This window comes from Bizionia hallyeonensis (assembly GCF_042657385.1).
GTDB classification, from domain to species: domain Bacteria; phylum Bacteroidota; class Bacteroidia; order Flavobacteriales; family Flavobacteriaceae; genus Algorimicrobium; species Algorimicrobium hallyeonense.
Genome location: NZ_JBHSLA010000001.1, coordinates 1,099,458 through 1,116,198 on the forward strand (window position 1 = coordinate 1,099,458; position 16,741 = coordinate 1,116,198).

The following is a 16,741-nucleotide window of genomic DNA, read 5'->3' on the forward strand; positions in this document are numbered from 1 at the left end:
TAAATTAATTTTAGTTGCCCAAACCCAAAGACTTATGTATCTTTGCAGCCCGTAAAAATGAGGCTTCTGAATATGAACCTTCTTCAATTTTAATAGGAATAAAAAAACAAGCCTGAATAAAAGGTTAAAATAATATATAATGACAAAAAACGGAAAATTAACTTTTGATGTGTTAATCGAAATACCGAAAGGAAGTAGAAACAAATATGAATATGATTTCGATTTAAAAAAAATACGTTTTGACCGTATGCTTTTTTCATCCATGATGTATCCAGCAGATTATGGGTTTATACCAGAAACATTAGCATTAGATGGTGATCCATTAGATGTTTTAGTGTTAGGTGGTGAACCAACATTTCCTATGTGTGTGGTAGAGGTAAAACCAATTGGTGTTTTCCATATGGCAGACGAGAAAGGTCCAGATGAAAAAGTAATTTGTGTACCAGTTTCAGATCCGATTTGGAATATTTTAAATGATTTGTCAGATATGAATCCACACCAAATAAAAGAAATTGAACACTTTTTTCAAGTTTATAAAGATTTAGAAAAGAAAAAAGTTGACGTAGGAGGCTGGGGAAATGCAGGTGAAGCCTATGATATTTTAAACAAATGTTTAGATCGTTACGAGAATAGTGAGCATAAAGCAAATGGTAATTTTACCATATAGTTGTAAGAAACACAGTAATATAAAGCCCTTCTATTATTAAATAGAAGGGTTTTTTAGTTTTAATGTATTTCACTACTTTAGCGAGCTAATTAACAATTTAAAAAAATTATTAATATATGGAATCAATGATGATTTATATGCCAATTGCCATGGCACTTTTAGGATTAATTTATATGGTCGTAAAGAAATCTTGGGTTATGAAACAAGATGCTGGCGACGGAAAAATGAAAGAAATTTCAGATCATATTTATGAAGGAGCTTTGGCTTTTTTAAATGCCGAGTATAGATTACTTGCCATATTTGTACTTGTAGTAAGTATTGCACTTGCAGCTGTGTCATTTATTGTTCCAACAACACATTGGTTAATTGTAGTTGCATTTATTTTTGGAGCTGTCTTTTCGGCATTTGCAGGAAATATAGGTATGAAAATAGCAACAAAAACGAATGTTAGAACGACACAAGCGGCTAAATCTAGTTTGCCTAATGCACTAAAAGTATCTTTTGGTGGTGGAACTGTAATGGGATTAGGAGTAGCTGGATTGGCAGTTTTAGGTTTAACTATATTTTTCATAGGGTTCTTCCATTTCTTTATGGGAGGTGTTTGGACAAATACCATGGATATGACTATTGTTCTTGAAACATTGGCTGGTTTTTCTTTAGGTGCTGAATCTATTGCTTTATTTGCCCGTGTTGGTGGTGGTATTTATACCAAAGCTGCCGATGTTGGAGCCGATTTAGTTGGTAAAGTAGAAGCAGGAATTCCTGAAGATGACCCTCGTAACCCTGCAACTATTGCAGATAACGTTGGTGATAATGTTGGTGATGTTGCTGGTATGGGAGCCGATTTATTTGGTTCGTATGTAGCTACAGTATTAGCTGCTATGGTTTTAGGAAACTATGTAATAAAAGATATGGGTGGAAATATTGCTGATGCCTTTGGCGGTATTGGACCAATCTTATTACCTATGGCTATTGCTGGTGCGGGAATTATTATTTCTGTTATTGGTACTATGTTGGTGAAAATTAAAAGTAACGAGGCTAAAGAAGCTCAAGTTATGGGCGCTTTAAATGTGGGTAACTGGACCTCTATTGGTTTAGTAGCCTTATCTTGTTTTGGTTTAGTAACGTGGATGTTACCGGAAACCATGCAAATGAATTTCTTTGGTGAAGGCTTACAAGAAATATCTTCCATGCGCGTATTCTACGCTACTCTAGTAGGATTAGTTGTTGGCGCTGTTATTTCTTCGGTAACTGAATATTATACAGGTTTAGGTAAAAAACCTATTTTAAATATAGTACAACAGTCAAGTACAGGTGCTGGAACCAATATTATTGCTGGTTTAGCTACTGGTATGATTTCTACATTCCCTTCTGTATTGTTGTTTGCTGGAGCCATTTGGGCGTCTTATGCATTTGCCGGTTTTTATGGTGTGGCTTTAGCAGCTTCAGCTATGATGGCAACTACAGCTATGCAATTGGCTATTGATGCCTTTGGACCTATTGCGGACAACGCAGGTGGTATAGCTGAAATGAGTGAACAGGAACCTATAGTAAGAGAACGTACTGATATTTTGGACGCTGTTGGAAATACAACTGCGGCTACAGGAAAAGGTTTTGCTATTGCTTCTGCAGCATTAACATCTTTAGCTTTATTTGCTGCCTATGTAACCTTTACTGGTATTGATGGTATTAATATTTTTAAAGCGCCCGTTCTAGCCATGTTATTTGTAGGAGGAATGGTGCCTGTCGTATTCTCTGCTTTAGCTATGAATGCGGTAGGAAAAGCAGCTATGGAAATGGTAGAAGAAGTACGTCGTCAGTTTAGAGAGATTCCAGGAATTATGGAAGGTACTGGGAAACCAGAATATGATAAATGTGTGGCAATTTCTACTGAAGCGTCTTTAAGAGAAATGATGTTGCCAGGTTTATTAACTATTGGTTTTCCGTTAGTAATTGCATTTGTTCCTATGATTTTTGGAATGAATAACATGGCAATTGCTGAAATGTTAGGTGGTTATATGGCTGGTGTTACTGTTTCAGGTGTGCTTTGGGCTATATTCCAAAACAATGCTGGTGGCGCTTGGGATAATGCTAAAAAATCCTTTGAAGCTGGTGTATTAATTAATGGCGAAATGACCTATAAAGGTTCGGAAGCTCATAAAGCTGCTGTAACTGGTGACACCGTTGGAGATCCATTTAAAGATACTTCTGGTCCATCTATGAATATTTTAATTAAGCTAACCTGTTTAATTGGTTTGGTAATTGCACCAATTTTAGGTGGTCATTCTGCTGAAACTGGTTTGGCTATTACTGAAACTACAGAAGTTGTAGTAGGACTTACGGCAAAAAAAGTATATGTTGATTTTGTAATTAAATCAGACGATTTTGCAAAAGCTGTCGTTAGCGTTACAAATGTAAATGGTAATAACATTAATATGGAAGAATTAGTAATCTCTGGGACAAAAGCAGAAGTTGATGCTAAAATTTCCAAGCTAAAAGAAGAGTCTACGCAATTCAAAATGGATGTAACAGATGATAGACCAATACAGGTTAAATAAATGTTATAGTACTATAATATTACAAAACCACGCTAATCAGCGTGGTTTTTTTATCAATCAAATCTTTTATATTTTTAAACATGTTTAAAAAAGATCCGTTTCAAATTATTACGTTTCAAAGTTATGGAAGTGACACGCATTTTTATCTGCGCGGTAGAGCTCTTGAAGACGAATCTATAAACCTAGAAGATAAAGGTTGGTTTAAACTTTTAGTAAACACCTATAAACGGTTTGAAAGTGATGAAATTAAAAATGTTGACATAAATTTAAAGTTGCCCAACGGGACAATTTTAAAAACTAAAACGGACAATAAGGGGTATTTTAAATGCGAAAAACAACTAGAAGGTTTAGGCGCCTTAGCTAATAATGAAGGTTGGTTACCAATAGTTGCATCTTTTAGTGATGTAAATTTGAAGCGAAACATAACCAATAATAATGTATTTCCAGCTGAAATTTTAATTCCATGTGAAGAATCAGAATTCGGCGTCATTAGTGATATAGATGATACTATTTTGCATACTGGTGTGGTTTCACTATTTAAATGGCGCGTCATATTTAATACGGCCTTTAAAGGTGCCTTTAGTCGGATTCCTTTTGAAGGAGCAGCCAAATTCTACCATAAGTTGCATCGGGGCAAATCAGGGCAAAACGCAAACCCTTTATTTTATGTTAGTCACAGTCCTTGGAACCTTTATCGGTATTTAAAGTACTTTCTAAAAACGAATGATTTTCCAAAAGGACCCATTTTATTGCGTAGTGTTAATGGGGTTTTTCACAAGAAAAGTCAAGATGAAAAGCCGCAGAAGCAGAATGAAATTATGCATATTCTAGAGGCTTATCCGAATTTGAATTTCATTCTAATTGGTGATTGTGGTGAATATGATGCGGATATTTATATGGAAGTATCAGAAAGCTACCCGAACCGTATTTTGGCTATTTACCTACGAATCGTTAATCATAAAAAGAAAATGTTACGTATCAAAGCCTTGTTTGAAAACTATAAAACAACACCTGCGTTATTAGTTGAAAGTAGCGATCAGGCTATTATTCATGCAAGAGAACGTGGCTTTATAAAATAAACCCTAAAAAAGGCCGTGAATTTGTGCTTCAATTTTATTGATAATAGTCCCTAAATCTTCTGGGTTTGCCACAAAATCCATATTATCTACATCTATTATTAATAAGTTGCCCTTATCATAACCATGAATCCAAGCTTCATAGCGTTCATTTAAGCGACTTAAATAATCAATACTAATCGTGTTTTCATAATCGCGACCACGTTTGTGAATTTGACTCACTAAATTCGGGATAGAACTGCGTAAGTAAATCAATAAATCGGGACCTTGAACAAAGGATTCCATCAAATCAAACAGCGAGCGGTAATTTTCAAAATCTCTATTTGTCATTAATCCCATGGCATGTAAGTTGGGAGCAAAAATATGCGCATCTTCATAAATGGTACGGTCTTGAATAATATCCTTACCACTTTCTCTAATCTGATTTACTTGACGAAAACGGCTATTTAAGAAATAGACTTGTAGGTTGAAACTCCAACGTTCCATTTGGTTGTAAAAATCGTCTAAATATGGATTGTCTACAACATCTTCAAGTTGCGGTTCCCATTTATAATGTTTGGCTAATAATTTGGTAAGTGTAGTTTTTCCTGCACCAATATTTCCGGCTACTGCAACATGCATACGTTTTAATTTTTAAGTTGGAATTCATGAAGAATTTTCGAATCGTAAATATACATCGTTTCACCCGTTACTAAAAACTGATTTATTAACAAATTTGGTAAAGCAATTGGTGTAATTTCTTGTGTTTTATCATTTAAAAAATAAAGGTTGTTTCCCTTCTGAAGAATAATATCATCATTCCGTTCTGTGAGCTTGGTATAACCGGTATTTTTAATTTTAAAAAGTAAACTACCAAAATAACTGTATTTATAAATGTAATTCTCCGTTAACAACCACGCGTAATTGTAATTACTTGTAAAAGACAATGCATTAGAAACAACAGGGATAGTAGTGGCTCTCACGGATTTTGCTTTGTAATCATACAACTCCAATTGCTGGTTATCTTGATTGAAAATCCATATGGTATTGTCATTTCCTAAGGACACAAAACTAGCATTTTTGTATGGTTGAACTGTATTAAAATCTATCCTTAAAATTTCTGACAATCGATTATCTAAAATAATTACAGTATTGAAATCTTTGTAAAAGGCAATTAATTTTAGCGGGTTAAAAACATCAACAGAGGTTAATCTTCCTAATTGAACATTGCTATAATTAATGGTTTTTTCAGCAGTTTTTTTATAGAAAACATTATTGATCTCATAATATTTGGTGCCAAAATTATCAACACCTATTATGGTTTCAACCTCTATGGGGAATTTAGACTTCCTAAACGTAGAGATACTATCTTGTGCAAACACAGATAGAGACAATAAACTAATTATAAAGGTGAGTAGATTCATGAAGCATGAAAAGTACAAAATTCAAACCAAACTATATATTTTAGTTCGGGATTAGCTGGAATTTCTTTTTAAGAAAACTTTAACAATTTAAGGCTTTACGTTTTAACCTTATTTAAGTCTAACTAGTATCAATTAAGATTATTTATAAAAATCATATAAAATATTCCAAATGAATCAATTCTACAAATTACTTGCAATCTTGTGCCTAACCTTATCAATATCTACTTACAATTACGCGCAACAGGATTTTCAGGGTCAGGCTTATTACCAAACTAAAACCACTATGGATTTAGATAATTGGGGTGGGCGCCAAATGAGCGAACAACAAAAAAAGCAAATCATGGAACGTATGAAAACCATGCTTGAAAAAACCTATGTGTTGACATTTTCTCAAACAGAATCTACCTATAAAGAAGAAGAAAAGTTAGAAGCGCCAGGAAGTGGAAGAGGTTTTGGAATGATGAGTAGTTTTACAGGTGGTTCTCAATACAAAAACATTAAAGACAAGCAAATGATTCAGGAACAAGAATTTTTTGGAAAACAGTTCTTAATTGTAGACGAAATAACAGAATTGGATTGGGAATTAAGCGGTGAAACCCGACAAATAGGTCAGTACATGTGCTTTAAAGCAACGGCTGTAAAAAAAGTTGATGAATTTGATTGGACTAGTATGAGAAGAAGGTCCAGAGATGATGATAAAAAAGAAGACAAAGAAAAAAGTCAGGACTCTGTTAAAACCGAAACGGATTCTACAGCTACGGATTCTACCAGTAAAGACTTCATGGCAGATATAGAAGTGCCAAAAGAAATTACGGTTACGGCTTGGTACACACCTCAAATACCAGTAAGTAATGGACCTGGTGAATATGGCGGTCTGCCAGGGCTTATTTTAGAAATTAATGCAGATAGAACGACTATGTTATGCTCTAAAATTGTTTTAAACCCTTCAGAAAAAGAGACTATTAAAAAACCAACAAAAGGAAAAGAAGTAACGCGTAAGGAATACAATGCCATTATGAAACAAAAAATGGAAGAAATGCGTGAAATGTATGGTGGTAGAGGCGGCCGAGGCGGCGGTCGTGGACGTTAATTACAAATTATAGTCTGCCATTTTAATTGATTTTTTCTTTATTGAAAATTATCAATTCACATTTATATTACAATTTCAAGGACCCAATTACAACAGGTGCCCCCTTGCTGTTGTTAGGCTTAATAGCATCCCTAAACAATCAAGAAAAAAAATCAACAAACCAATCACCAAATAAATGAAACATGTAATTACGGCAATATTGCTACTAGTAGTATCTGCCACGTTTTCCCAAGTAAAAATTGAAGGTATTGTAAAAGATAGTATAGGTAATCCACTGGAACTCGCCAATGTCATTGCTATAAACCAGCAAACAAGTAAATTGGAATCCTATGGAATTACTAACGATCAAGGGCGGTATAAGCTGACTTTAGAAAAAAATACAGATTATAAAGTTCAAGTCAGTTATATTGGTATGAAAACATCCGATGCATCCATTTCAACCAAAGAAGCTGATATTTCAAGAGATTTCACACTAGAGAATGATAATGCTTTAGATGAAATTGAATTGATTTACGAAATGCCTGTAACCGTTAAAGGCGATACGCTTATTTATAATGCCGATTCGTTTAATAAAGGAACCGAACGGAAACTAGAAGATGTCCTTAAAAATTTGCCAGGTGTTGAAATAAATGCGGATGGTCAAATTGAAGTAGAAGGCAAGGTTGTCTCCAAAGTGATGGTGGAAGGTAAAGACTTTTTTGATGGCGATTCTAAATTAGCCACCAAAAACATTCCGGCCAATGCAGTAGATAAAGTTCAAGTTCTTAAAAATTATGCCGAAGTTGGCCAATTAAGTGGGGTTCAAAACAATCAAGATAATATTGCTATTAATATTAAACTGAAAGAAGGAAAAGACGCCTTTTGGTTCGGAACTGTTACAGCAGGAGCTGGAGTAGCAGATGATAATGGCTTGTATTTAGCGCAGCCAAAATTGTTTTATTACAGCCCAAAATACAGTGTTAATGTTATTGGAGATATCAACAATATTGGTGAACTAGCCTTTACGCGTCGTGATTATTTTAATTTTGCAGGTGGTTTTAATCGACCTAGTCAAACGAGTGGTACCAATTTAAATTTAAGCGACAATGGTTTAGACTTTTTATCCCTTCAAAATAATCGAGCCAAAGAAATAAATGCCCGTTTTGGTGCTGCAAATTTTAGTTATTCTCCGAATGATAAATTAGATTTAAGCGGATTTGGAATTTATACGGGAAATAAAATTCGATTACAGGAAAACAGTAATGTCATTTATAATGATCCAGAACTAGGAATTCCTGATGAAAGCACTGAAAGTAATACCACACAACGTAGTGATTTGGGGATGTTGAAATTAAGTGCTAAATACAAACCGAATGCTAGTAACCAATTGGATTATGAAATTTTAGGACGTATGTCTCAAGAAACACAAGAGCAAAATGTGTTTTCTACCGTTATTGGAGGAATTGCTCAAAATGAAGAGACAAACCCATTTAGTCTTAATCAGAATTTAAATTACTATTACACCTTAAATGAAAATAATATTTTTGCTTTTGAAGCCACTCACCTTTTAAAAGACGAAGATCCATTTTATAATGCACTTTTAGCCAACGATCCAACAAATAATGCCGATATGCCAAACGATCCTTATGATGATACGGCTGAAGATTTAGGGATGGATCAAAATCAATTTATTTACGATTTATCTCAAAACAAACGCGTTAAATCCAATCAATTGGATGCCAAGTTAGATTACTGGAACGTGCTAAACAATAAGAGTAATATAAACGTAACTTTTGGAACTATTTTAAGTAATCAGAAGTTTAATTCTGATATATTTCAAACACTAGATGATGGATCTATCTTCAATAATCAACCTGTAAATTATAATCCAGAGAATGATATTAACTATACCTTCACCGATTTGTATGTTGGTTTACATTACCAATTAAAAGCCGGAATTTTCACATTCACTCCTGGTTTATCGGCTCACGCTTATAGTGCCAAGAATGAACAATTTGGTGTGGAATACAAAGATAATTTCTTCAGAGTTTTACCAGATTTTAACACGCGTATTCAATTTAAAAAGAGTGAAACCTTAACGTTTAACTACCGTATGCAAACGCAGTTTACAGACGTTAATCAATTAGCTGAAGGATTGGTGTTAAATAGATACAATTCATTCTTTACGGGTAATCAAGAATTAGAAAGTTCATTGGCTCATAATTTAAGCTTAATGTATTTTAGTTTTAACATGTTCAATTATACCAATGTATTTGCTCGTGTGAATTACACAAAAAATATTGATAGAATTAGAACCGCTTCCCAGTTTCAATCTGGTAGTGTAATTAATGTTGGAACACCTTTTAACTCTAATTATGCTGACGAAAGCTTTTCAGCTAATGGTCGTTTTCAACGTGCTTTTGGAAAACTTCGTGCAACTGCCCAAGCTAATTTTAGTTATGCTAAGTTTAATCAGTTTATTTCCACTAGAGATAATCCAGGCGAGCTTACCCGTTCGGTTAATGAAAACTACAACCAATCATACACAGCTTCTTTACGGTCAAATTACCGGGAAGCACCAAATTTTGAAGTAAGCTATACCTACGGAATTCAAGATAACGACCAAGGTACGAGACGAACCAAGTTTTATACCAATGCGCCAAAATTAGAGTTTGATGCCTTAATTTGGAAAGCCTTTACCTTAAAATCCAGTTACGAGTATAACCTGTTAAGTGATGAAGCTGGTAAAATTAATAGTTTTGATTTCTGGGATGCATCATTAGCCTACCGAAAAGATGCAGATGCCAAATGGGAATTTGAAATGAAGGCAACTAACTTGCTAAATACCAAATCGCAAAGCCAAACAAATGCAGGTTCTTTGTCTGTAAGCACTAACGATTATTATATTCAACCGCGCTTTGTAACATTGCGCGTTATATACAACTTATAATTAATCAGCACAACACGATTAATTAGGCTGCCTGACAAGTTATTATACTGATATTTAGAATAAAAATTCACTTTTCAGGCAGCTTTCTTTTTTGGGTATTTCACTTCTGTTTTTCCAGCTTATTATACGGTCTGTCTCATAGAAATGTTGTATTTTAATAGGTCACAATTTATTAACTAAAATTAGAATTATGAGAAACATTTTTAAACACGGTTTGGCTGCTTTAGTTATGGTTTCCGTGGGCTTTATTCATGCACAAAACACGGATGCTGTTGTTGAAAATATTGTAAAAGAAGCTACTGAAAATTCACAATTAGAACGTTTAGCACACGAAATGTTAGATGTAATTGGTCCGCGTTTAGTGGGAACACCACAAATGAAACAGGCCAATGATTGGGCTGTTGCTCAATATGGGGAATGGGATATTTCAGCTAGAAATGAAAAATGGGGAGAATGGCGTGCATGGGATCGTGGTATCACACATATTGATATGGTGCACCCAAGAATCCAATCGTTAGATGGTATGCAATTAGCTTGGAGTCCAAGCACGGGATCCAAAGGAGTTACAGCAGAAGTAATAATACTTCCAACGGTTAAAGATTCTTTGGAGTTTAATAATTGGATGAAAAGTGTAAAAGGCAAATTCGTTATGACATCTATGTATCAAACTACGGGGCGTCCAGATTATAACTGGGAAGAGTTCGCAACAGACGAATCATTCGAAAACATGAAAAAAGAACGCGATTCGCTCTCAACAGAATGGTATGCCAACTTGAAGAGAATGGGTTATAATTCAAGAAATATTAATCAAGCATTAGAAACGGTTGGAGCAGCCGGAATTATTACGTCCTACTGGTCTAAAGCATTTGGTTCTAACAAAATTTTTAGCGCAAGAACTGAAAAAATTCCAACCGTAGATATTGAGCTGGAAGATTATACCATGTTATATCGTTTAGCAAAATACGGTAGTAAACCACGTGTAAAAATTGTAGCGGAATCTAAAGATTTAGGTGTAGCTACAAATTATAATACTATAGCTGAAATAAAAGGTTCTGAAAAACCAGACGAGTATGTTATTATGTCAGCCCATTTCGATTCTTGGGATGGTGGAACTGGAGCTACCGATAATGGTACTGGAACATTAGTTATGATGGAAGCTATGCGCATTCTAAAAAAGGTATATCCAAATCCAAAACGTACTATTTTAGTTGGTCATTGGGGAAGTGAGGAGCAAGGTTTAAATGGGTCTCGGGCTTTTGTGGAGGACCATCCTGAAATTGTGAAAAACATTCAAGCCGTATTTAATCAAGATAACGGAACAGGTCGTGTTGTGAATCTTTCTGGTGCTGGTTTTTTGCATGCTTATGAGTATTTATCACGTTGGTTAGAGCCAGTTCCAAACGATATTTCAAAGCATATTGAAACTAATTTTCCAGGTTCGCCTAGTGGAGGTGGATCAGATAATGCATCGTTTTTAGCCGCTGGCGCGCCATCATTTAACTTGAGCTCATTAAGTTGGTCTTACTGGAATTATACATGGCATACAAATAGAGATACCTATGACAAAATTGTCTTTGACGACGTAAGAAGTAATGCTATTTTAACGGCTATTTTAGTTTATATGGCTTGCGAAGATCCAAATAGAGCATCTTCCGAAAAAATAATACTACCAGTTAACGCGAGAACAGGTGAGCAACGTACTTGGCCAGAGCCACGTTCACCACAGCGTAAAGGCGGTCTTAATGATTAATTAAACGCCGAGTTTAAAGCAATTTTCCTCTTAATGTATTAAGGAAAATTGTAACAAGAACTCATAATGAATAACTAATGGATTCATTATGAGTTTTTTGTGTTTTAATGTGGACATTATAGAAAAAAAGGAGCCGTTTTTTGCAAAAAGAAATAAAAACTATAATATATTTACGCTCGGTTTTGGGGAGATACTCAAGCGGCCAACGAGGGCAGACTGTAAATCTGCTGACTACGTCTTCGCAGGTTCGAATCCTGCTCTCCCCACTTTAACTCGAAAAATCCACACTGCCGTGTGGATTTTTTTGTGTTATAAAATGCGCGTGAGTTTACTCACAAGCGTATTTTATAACACAAAAAAATAAACTGCTTTTGCAGTTTGATTTTTCAATTTCCAAAAGAGTTAAGCAGGATCAGCGCAGCTAATCCTGTAATGTAACGCTTACTTTTCTGTTTTGTGTCTTTTTATGTTTTCAAGGAGTGGATTACAGGATCAGCGTAGCTAATCCTGCCTTTTATATAAAAGTTTTAATTAAAATCTGCCCAATTATCTAAATCTAATGTCCAATCATAATCGCCGTAATCTATCGAGAATTTTTCAGTGGTCGCTAATATAGCATAAGATTTCAGTATATCTTTTATGTCATTTTTAGAGCCAAAATCGCCTCGAAACCATTTAAACAAAGGTGAAATGGTTACAATTTTCTTTTCGTTATCATAGGTGGTTGTTTTTATTAAATAATTTCTAGAGCTCATATCAAACTGTGCTTCTAGATTATCTGGCGTATAAATAGAGACAGGTGGACAATTTTTAGCACCACAATTTAAAACAAAATGAATTCTGAAATCGCGTTCGTCAACACGCAATGCGCGCTCAAATTTATTAGGAAACCATTTTCTAATTTTACCCAGTCCTAATTTCCATTGCGATTTTCTAATTATACCATGTTCAATTTTGTCAAAAGACACCATGTTGCCGGCAATAGCAATTTGTTTTTTCTTGAAAAAAGCACCTCGATCCTCAAACAATTCTGGTTTATCGGTTAATATAATTTGAATATAGGCATTGTATATATTCACCCAAAACGCTAGTTTTTCAGTATCCGTTTTTAATGCTGTGCTTAACGTTTCTAATGAGGTATTCTTTAAAATATCCTGAATGTCCTGTATGTTTTGTCCACTTTTTATTTTTGTCAACAGTTGTTCGGAAAGCGCATTAAAGTTCGTTGGTTCACTTGTATCTGTTTGTGCTTCGCCCTGAACAGAGATTAATAGAACGGAAAGAAATAGGATGACTTGTTTTAAAATTGTTGTTTTCATGAATTTGTTTTTATGATGGGATTTTAGCTACAAAAGTAAGTTAGTTATAAATCCACATCCTATAAATTTACGTATATTTCTTATATATGGTTTTAGTTAAAAGTATTTCAGTGATTATTCCGGCGCATAACGAACGAGATAACTTATTCGTTTTAGTACCACATTTAGTAGCTATTTCTCAAGGATTTAATGTTGAAATTATTATCGCCTTATCAGCGGAATCCCAGAGTATAAGTGCTAAAGATTTTCGGTGGAATGAGGTTTCTATACTTAGGTGTGCAAAAAAAGGTCGCGCCGTTCAAATGAATCAAGCAGCTAAAAGTGCTATGGGAGATATTCTAGTTTTCCTTCATGCGGATGTTTTACCGCCATTAAGTTTTTTTAAGAATATTCAAGAAACAGTTGCATCAGGTATGGATGCTGGTTTTTTCTCTTATACATTTGATTCGGATAATTTCTGGTTGAAAATAAATGCGCATTTCACTAAATCCGACGGCATATTTACTGGGGGTGGTGATCAATGTTTATTTATTAAAAAGTACGTTTTTGAAATTTTAGGTGCTTTTGATGAAGATCAAGTTCTAATGGAAGATTTCGAGTTTTTTAAACGAATGAAGAAGGCCAAAACACCCTACACCATTGTAAATAACGACTTAATTGTTTCGGCTAGAAAGTATCAAAACAATTCTTACCTAAAAGTTAACTTGTGTAATTTATTAATGGTTGTTTTATTCAAATGTGGCTATAAGCCCGAAAAATTAAAAACCTTATACGGCCGTATGCTTAAAACGACTTAACACAAAAAAAGCCTCACAAAAAAATGTAAGGCTTTTAGAGATTTTTAAGGGTGATATTATAGGTCGAATGCGGCTTTTACTTTATCCACATAGTCTAATTTTTCCCATGTAAATAATTCAACATCCAAGGTAATGGATTCACCATTTAATTGTTCAAATGTCTTGGTAATAGTTTCGTTCTTTCGTCCCATATGCCCATAGGCAGCCGTTTCACTATACATAGGTTGGCGTAATTTCAATCTGCTTTCAATAGCAAATGGTCTCATATCAAAAATTTCAGTCACTTTCTGTGCTATCTCACCATCTGTTAAATTAAACGGACAGGTTCCATATGTGTCAATATAAATAGAGGTTGGTTTTACCACACCAATAGCATAACTAACTTGTACTAAAATTTCATCTGCAATACCAGCGGCAACCAAGTTTTTGGCAATGTGTCGTGTTGCATAAGCAGCACTTCTATCTACCTTACTTGGGTCTTTGCCTGAAAACGCACCACCACCATGGGCACCTTTTCCTCCATAAGTATCCACAATAATTTTACGACCCGTTAAACCGGTGTCACCATGTGGTCCTCCAATAACAAACTTCCCTGTTGGGTTGATATGATAGGTGATATCGTCATTAAATAATTCCTGAATATGCTCCGGAAGTTTTGCAACCACGCGTGGAATTAGTACCTCTTTAATGTCCTTGTTTATTCGTGCTATCATTTCCTCTTCAGCTGCATTTTTATCTTCAGCAGATTTGGATTTTGGTAATACAAATTCATCGTGTTGTGTTGAAATGACAATAGCTTCAATACGTTGTGGTACATTGTCATCACTATACTCTATAGTTACCTGACTTTTAGAGTCAGGACGTAAATAGGTGATGTCTTTTTCTTCACGACGTAATTCTGCTAATTCTAATAACAATCTGTGCGATAAATCTAAAGCCAATGGCATATAGTTTTCGGTTTCGCTTGTCGCATAACCGAACATCATGCCTTGATCTCCTGCACCTTGTTCTTCTTTACTCGCTCGATCTACACCTCGATTAATGTCTTCTGACTGTTCATGAATGGCAGAAAACACACCACACGAACTACCATCAAACATATACGCGCCTTTGGTGTATCCAATTTTATTAATGGTATCACGTGCAATTTTCTGAACGTCTAGGTAGGTGTTGGATTTTACTTCGCCTGCTAAAACAACTTGCCCCGTTGTTACTAATGTTTCACAGGCTACCTTTGATTCGGGATCAAAAGCTAAAAAATTATCAATTAATGCGTCACTTATCTGGTCGGCAACTTTGTCTGGATGTCCTTCAGAAACACTTTCCGAAGTAAATAAATATGGCATAGTTTCACTTATTTATGCGTTAAACACTGTGAAAAATTATGTGATTGCTGTGGCCTGCTAGAGTAGTAGAATTGAACTGCTTTAGCATTTTTTTATGAGGTTGCAATCAGACAAATTTTTCCTCTTAATTATTACGCTGCAAAAATAAGAAATTTAAATGGAACAAAATTTTTTTAGACTTTTTTTCACATTTAATTTGGTTATTATGAATTTGTATTGCAATATTTGTGCTCACAAAGTTCAAAAACTTACTGAAATGTTATCAAGAAAGGTGGAGGGATTAGACCCGTTGAAGCCTTAGCAACCCTTAGTTCTATACTATGAAGGTGCTAAATTCTACTTAATTTTCGATTCATTTATCGAAATATTGGATAGATAACTCAAACGAAATTACTCATCTGTGATTTCAATTTTCTTTTTAACATTTTTCTAATAGGTACGCTTCTAACGAGGCTTATTTGACTTTTGGTTTAATTTATTTATTAATTCAAAAAAACTAGAAAAATGAGTATTCAAAATTTCGCAACAAAAGCGTTGCATGCTGGACATGATGTTCAGCAACATGGAGGAACCAAAGCCGTTCCTATTTATCAAACGACATCTTATGTTTTTAACAATTCAGAACATGCAGCTAATCTTTTTTCATTAAAAGAATTAGGGTTTATTTATACCCGTTTAAATAACCCTACGAATCAAATCCTACAAGATCGTTTGGCTGCCGTAGAAGGTGGTGTTGGCGCCGTGGTTTTCGCGTCGGGAACATCAGCAATTTCTACAGGGCTATTAACCCTTTTAAAAGCTGGAGATCATATTGTAGCTTCTAGTAGTTTGTATGGTGGCACATTTAATTTGCTAAATGTTACTTTACCAAGATTAGGGATTACAACCACTTTTGTAAATGCTGATAATCCCGACAACTTTGCAGCAGCCGTGCAAGATAATACAAGAGCTTTCTTTGTTGAGTCTTTAGGGAACCCAAAGCTTGATGTTTTAGATTTAGATGCTATTTCCGTACATGCAAAAGCAGCTGAAGTTCCTTTTATTGTAGATAATACTGTGGCAACTTCCGTATTAGTAAAACCCATAGAGCATGGTGCAGATATTGTTATTCATTCCCTTACAAAATACATTGGTGGTCAAGGAACTTCCCTAGGAGGCGCCATAATTGATGCGGGCACTTTTAATTGGGCAAATGGAAAATTCCCTGAATTTACAGAGCCTTCAGCAGGATATCATGGTTTAAAGTATTATGAAACTCTAGGAGCTGCTTCCTATACTTTTAAATTAATTTTAGAAGGTTTGCGTGATTTTGGTGGTGCGTTAAGTCCAACCAATGCTTTTAATATTATTCAAGGTTTGGAAACATTGCCCATAAGAATTAAACAACATTCTCAAAATGCATTAGCATTGGCTAAATGGTTAGAAGACCAAGAAGAAGTAAGTTGGGTAAATTACCCAGGTTTAGAAAGTAGTAAATACAAATCTTTGGCAGATAAATATTTGCCAAACGGGCAGAGTGGTTTAGTGACTTTTGGTGTTAAGGGCGGATTTGAGTCGGCAAAAACTATTGCTGACAACACGAAATTATTTTCATTATTAGCCAATATTGGAGATACAAAATCATTGATAATTCACCCAGCGAGTACAACCCATCAGCAATTAGATGCAGCGCAACAAGCCAAGGCAGGCGTAAGTCAAGATTTAATTAGGTTGTCAGTTGGTATTGAAGATCTAGAGGATTTAAAAGAAGATTTAAAAGCTGCTTTTAAAATAATTAACGAAGCCGTTTTACAAGATTAATTAAAT

The 16,741-nt window shown here is 34.8% G+C and carries 12 protein-coding genes, 1 tRNA gene and 1 riboswitch; of the genes, 9 read left to right on the forward strand and 4 right to left on the reverse strand.

Annotated elements, in window-relative coordinates; all coding sequences use genetic code 11:
• Nucleotides 1–139: 139 nt before the first annotated feature.
• From ACFPH8_RS04980 to ACFPH8_RS04990, 3 genes are all read left to right on the forward strand, one after another.
• The gene (locus tag ACFPH8_RS04980) at nucleotides 140–667 is read left to right on the forward strand and encodes an inorganic diphosphatase (RefSeq protein ID WP_376858945.1); all 528 of its coding nucleotides are present in this window, start codon (nucleotides 140–142) and stop codon (nucleotides 665–667) included.
• 116 nt (nucleotides 668–783) lie between these two features.
• On the forward strand, nucleotides 784–3,225 hold the full coding sequence (locus ACFPH8_RS04985) for a sodium-translocating pyrophosphatase (protein ID WP_376858947.1): 2,442 nt from the start codon (nucleotides 784–786) through the stop codon (nucleotides 3,223–3,225).
• A gap of 80 nt (nucleotides 3,226–3,305) precedes the next feature.
• The gene (locus tag ACFPH8_RS04990) at nucleotides 3,306–4,304 is read left to right on the forward strand and encodes an App1 family protein (protein WP_376858949.1); all 999 of its coding nucleotides are present in this window, start codon (nucleotides 3,306–3,308) and stop codon (nucleotides 4,302–4,304) included.
• Between the two features lie 3 nt (nucleotides 4,305–4,307).
• Here ACFPH8_RS04990 and ACFPH8_RS04995 read toward each other — a convergent pair whose 3' ends face one another.
• Both ACFPH8_RS04995 and ACFPH8_RS05000 read right to left on the reverse strand, forming a co-directional pair.
• Nucleotides 4,308–4,922, reverse strand: a complete 615-nt coding sequence (locus ACFPH8_RS04995) for a deoxynucleoside kinase (RefSeq protein WP_376858951.1) — start codon at nucleotides 4,920–4,922, stop codon at nucleotides 4,308–4,310.
• Nucleotides 4,923–4,927: 5 nt separating this feature from the next.
• The gene (locus tag ACFPH8_RS05000; RefSeq protein WP_376858953.1) at nucleotides 4,928–5,704 is read right to left on the reverse strand and encodes a hypothetical protein; all 777 of its coding nucleotides are present in this window, start codon (nucleotides 5,702–5,704) and stop codon (nucleotides 4,928–4,930) included.
• A 169-nt stretch (nucleotides 5,705–5,873) separates the two neighbouring features.
• On the opposite strand from ACFPH8_RS05000, the gene ACFPH8_RS05005 reads away from it, so the two are divergent.
• The 4 genes from ACFPH8_RS05005 (at nucleotide 5,874) to ACFPH8_RS05020 (ending at nucleotide 11,739) form a co-directional block, all read left to right on the forward strand.
• Nucleotides 5,874–6,794 carry a GLPGLI family protein gene (locus ACFPH8_RS05005; protein WP_248397773.1) on the forward strand — a complete coding sequence of 307 codons (921 nt, stop codon included), beginning with the start codon at nucleotides 5,874–5,876 and terminating at the stop codon, nucleotides 6,792–6,794.
• Between the two features lie 175 nt (nucleotides 6,795–6,969).
• Nucleotides 6,970–9,723 carry a carboxypeptidase regulatory-like domain-containing protein gene (locus ACFPH8_RS05010; RefSeq protein ID WP_376858955.1) on the forward strand — a complete coding sequence of 918 codons (2,754 nt, stop codon included), beginning with the start codon at nucleotides 6,970–6,972 and terminating at the stop codon, nucleotides 9,721–9,723.
• A gap of 229 nt (nucleotides 9,724–9,952) precedes the next feature.
• Entirely contained in the window at nucleotides 9,953–11,473 is a 1,521-nt protein-coding gene (locus ACFPH8_RS05015; RefSeq protein WP_376859110.1) for a M20/M25/M40 family metallo-hydrolase, read from the forward strand.
• Between the two features lie 184 nt (nucleotides 11,474–11,657).
• Nucleotides 11,658–11,739, forward strand: a tRNA-Tyr gene (locus ACFPH8_RS05020).
• Nucleotides 11,740–12,000: 261 nt separating this feature from the next.
• On the opposite strand, the gene ACFPH8_RS05025 is transcribed toward ACFPH8_RS05020, so the two are convergent.
• Nucleotides 12,001–12,792, reverse strand: a complete 792-nt coding sequence (locus ACFPH8_RS05025) for a DUF547 domain-containing protein (RefSeq protein WP_376858957.1) — start codon at nucleotides 12,790–12,792, stop codon at nucleotides 12,001–12,003.
• 86 nt (nucleotides 12,793–12,878) lie between these two features.
• On the opposite strand from ACFPH8_RS05025, the gene ACFPH8_RS05030 reads away from it, so the two are divergent.
• Nucleotides 12,879–13,589: a glycosyltransferase gene (locus tag ACFPH8_RS05030; protein ID WP_376858959.1), complete on the forward strand. Its 711-nt coding sequence runs from the start codon at nucleotides 12,879–12,881 to the stop codon at nucleotides 13,587–13,589.
• Between the two features lie 56 nt (nucleotides 13,590–13,645).
• Here the strand turns inward: ACFPH8_RS05030 and metK are convergent, their stop codons facing one another.
• The gene (gene metK, locus ACFPH8_RS05035) at nucleotides 13,646–14,935 is read right to left on the reverse strand and encodes a methionine adenosyltransferase (RefSeq protein WP_376858961.1); all 1,290 of its coding nucleotides are present in this window, start codon (nucleotides 14,933–14,935) and stop codon (nucleotides 13,646–13,648) included.
• Between the two features lie 256 nt (nucleotides 14,936–15,191).
• Nucleotides 15,192–15,317, forward strand: a riboswitch (SAM riboswitch).
• 122 nt (nucleotides 15,318–15,439) lie between these two features.
• Here metK and ACFPH8_RS05040 point away from each other — a divergent pair.
• Entirely contained in the window at nucleotides 15,440–16,735 is a 1,296-nt protein-coding gene (locus tag ACFPH8_RS05040; protein WP_376858963.1) for an O-acetylhomoserine aminocarboxypropyltransferase/cysteine synthase family protein, read from the forward strand.
• The last annotated feature ends 6 nt before the right edge of the window (nucleotides 16,736–16,741 follow it).

Excerpts from the sequence above, each read along its gene's own strand:
- ACFPH8_RS05025 (WP_376858957.1), bottom strand. The coding sequence starts at position 12,792 with ATGAAAACAACAATTTTAAAACAAGTCATCCTATTTCTTTCCGTTCTA.
- ACFPH8_RS04990 (WP_376858949.1), top strand. The coding sequence starts at position 3,306 with ATGTTTAAAAAAGATCCGTTTCAAATTATTACGTTTCAAAGTTATGGA.
- ACFPH8_RS05000 (WP_376858953.1), bottom strand. The coding sequence starts at position 5,704 with ATGAATCTACTCACCTTTATAATTAGTTTATTGTCTCTATCTGTGTTT.
- ACFPH8_RS04985 (WP_376858947.1), top strand. The coding sequence starts at position 784 with ATGGAATCAATGATGATTTATATGCCAATTGCCATGGCACTTTTAGGA.
- ACFPH8_RS04995 (WP_376858951.1), bottom strand. The coding sequence starts at position 4,922 with ATGCATGTTGCAGTAGCCGGAAATATTGGTGCAGGAAAAACTACACTT.
- ACFPH8_RS05010 (WP_376858955.1), top strand. The coding sequence starts at position 6,970 with ATGAAACATGTAATTACGGCAATATTGCTACTAGTAGTATCTGCCACG.
- ACFPH8_RS04980 (WP_376858945.1), top strand. The coding sequence starts at position 140 with ATGACAAAAAACGGAAAATTAACTTTTGATGTGTTAATCGAAATACCG.
- ACFPH8_RS05005 (WP_248397773.1), top strand. The coding sequence starts at position 5,874 with ATGAATCAATTCTACAAATTACTTGCAATCTTGTGCCTAACCTTATCA.
- ACFPH8_RS05015 (WP_376859110.1), top strand. The coding sequence starts at position 9,953 with ATGGTTTCCGTGGGCTTTATTCATGCACAAAACACGGATGCTGTTGTT.
- ACFPH8_RS05030 (WP_376858959.1), top strand. The coding sequence starts at position 12,879 with ATGGTTTTAGTTAAAAGTATTTCAGTGATTATTCCGGCGCATAACGAA.
- ACFPH8_RS05040 (WP_376858963.1), top strand. The coding sequence starts at position 15,440 with ATGAGTATTCAAAATTTCGCAACAAAAGCGTTGCATGCTGGACATGAT.
- metK (WP_376858961.1), bottom strand. The coding sequence starts at position 14,935 with ATGCCATATTTATTTACTTCGGAAAGTGTTTCTGAAGGACATCCAGAC.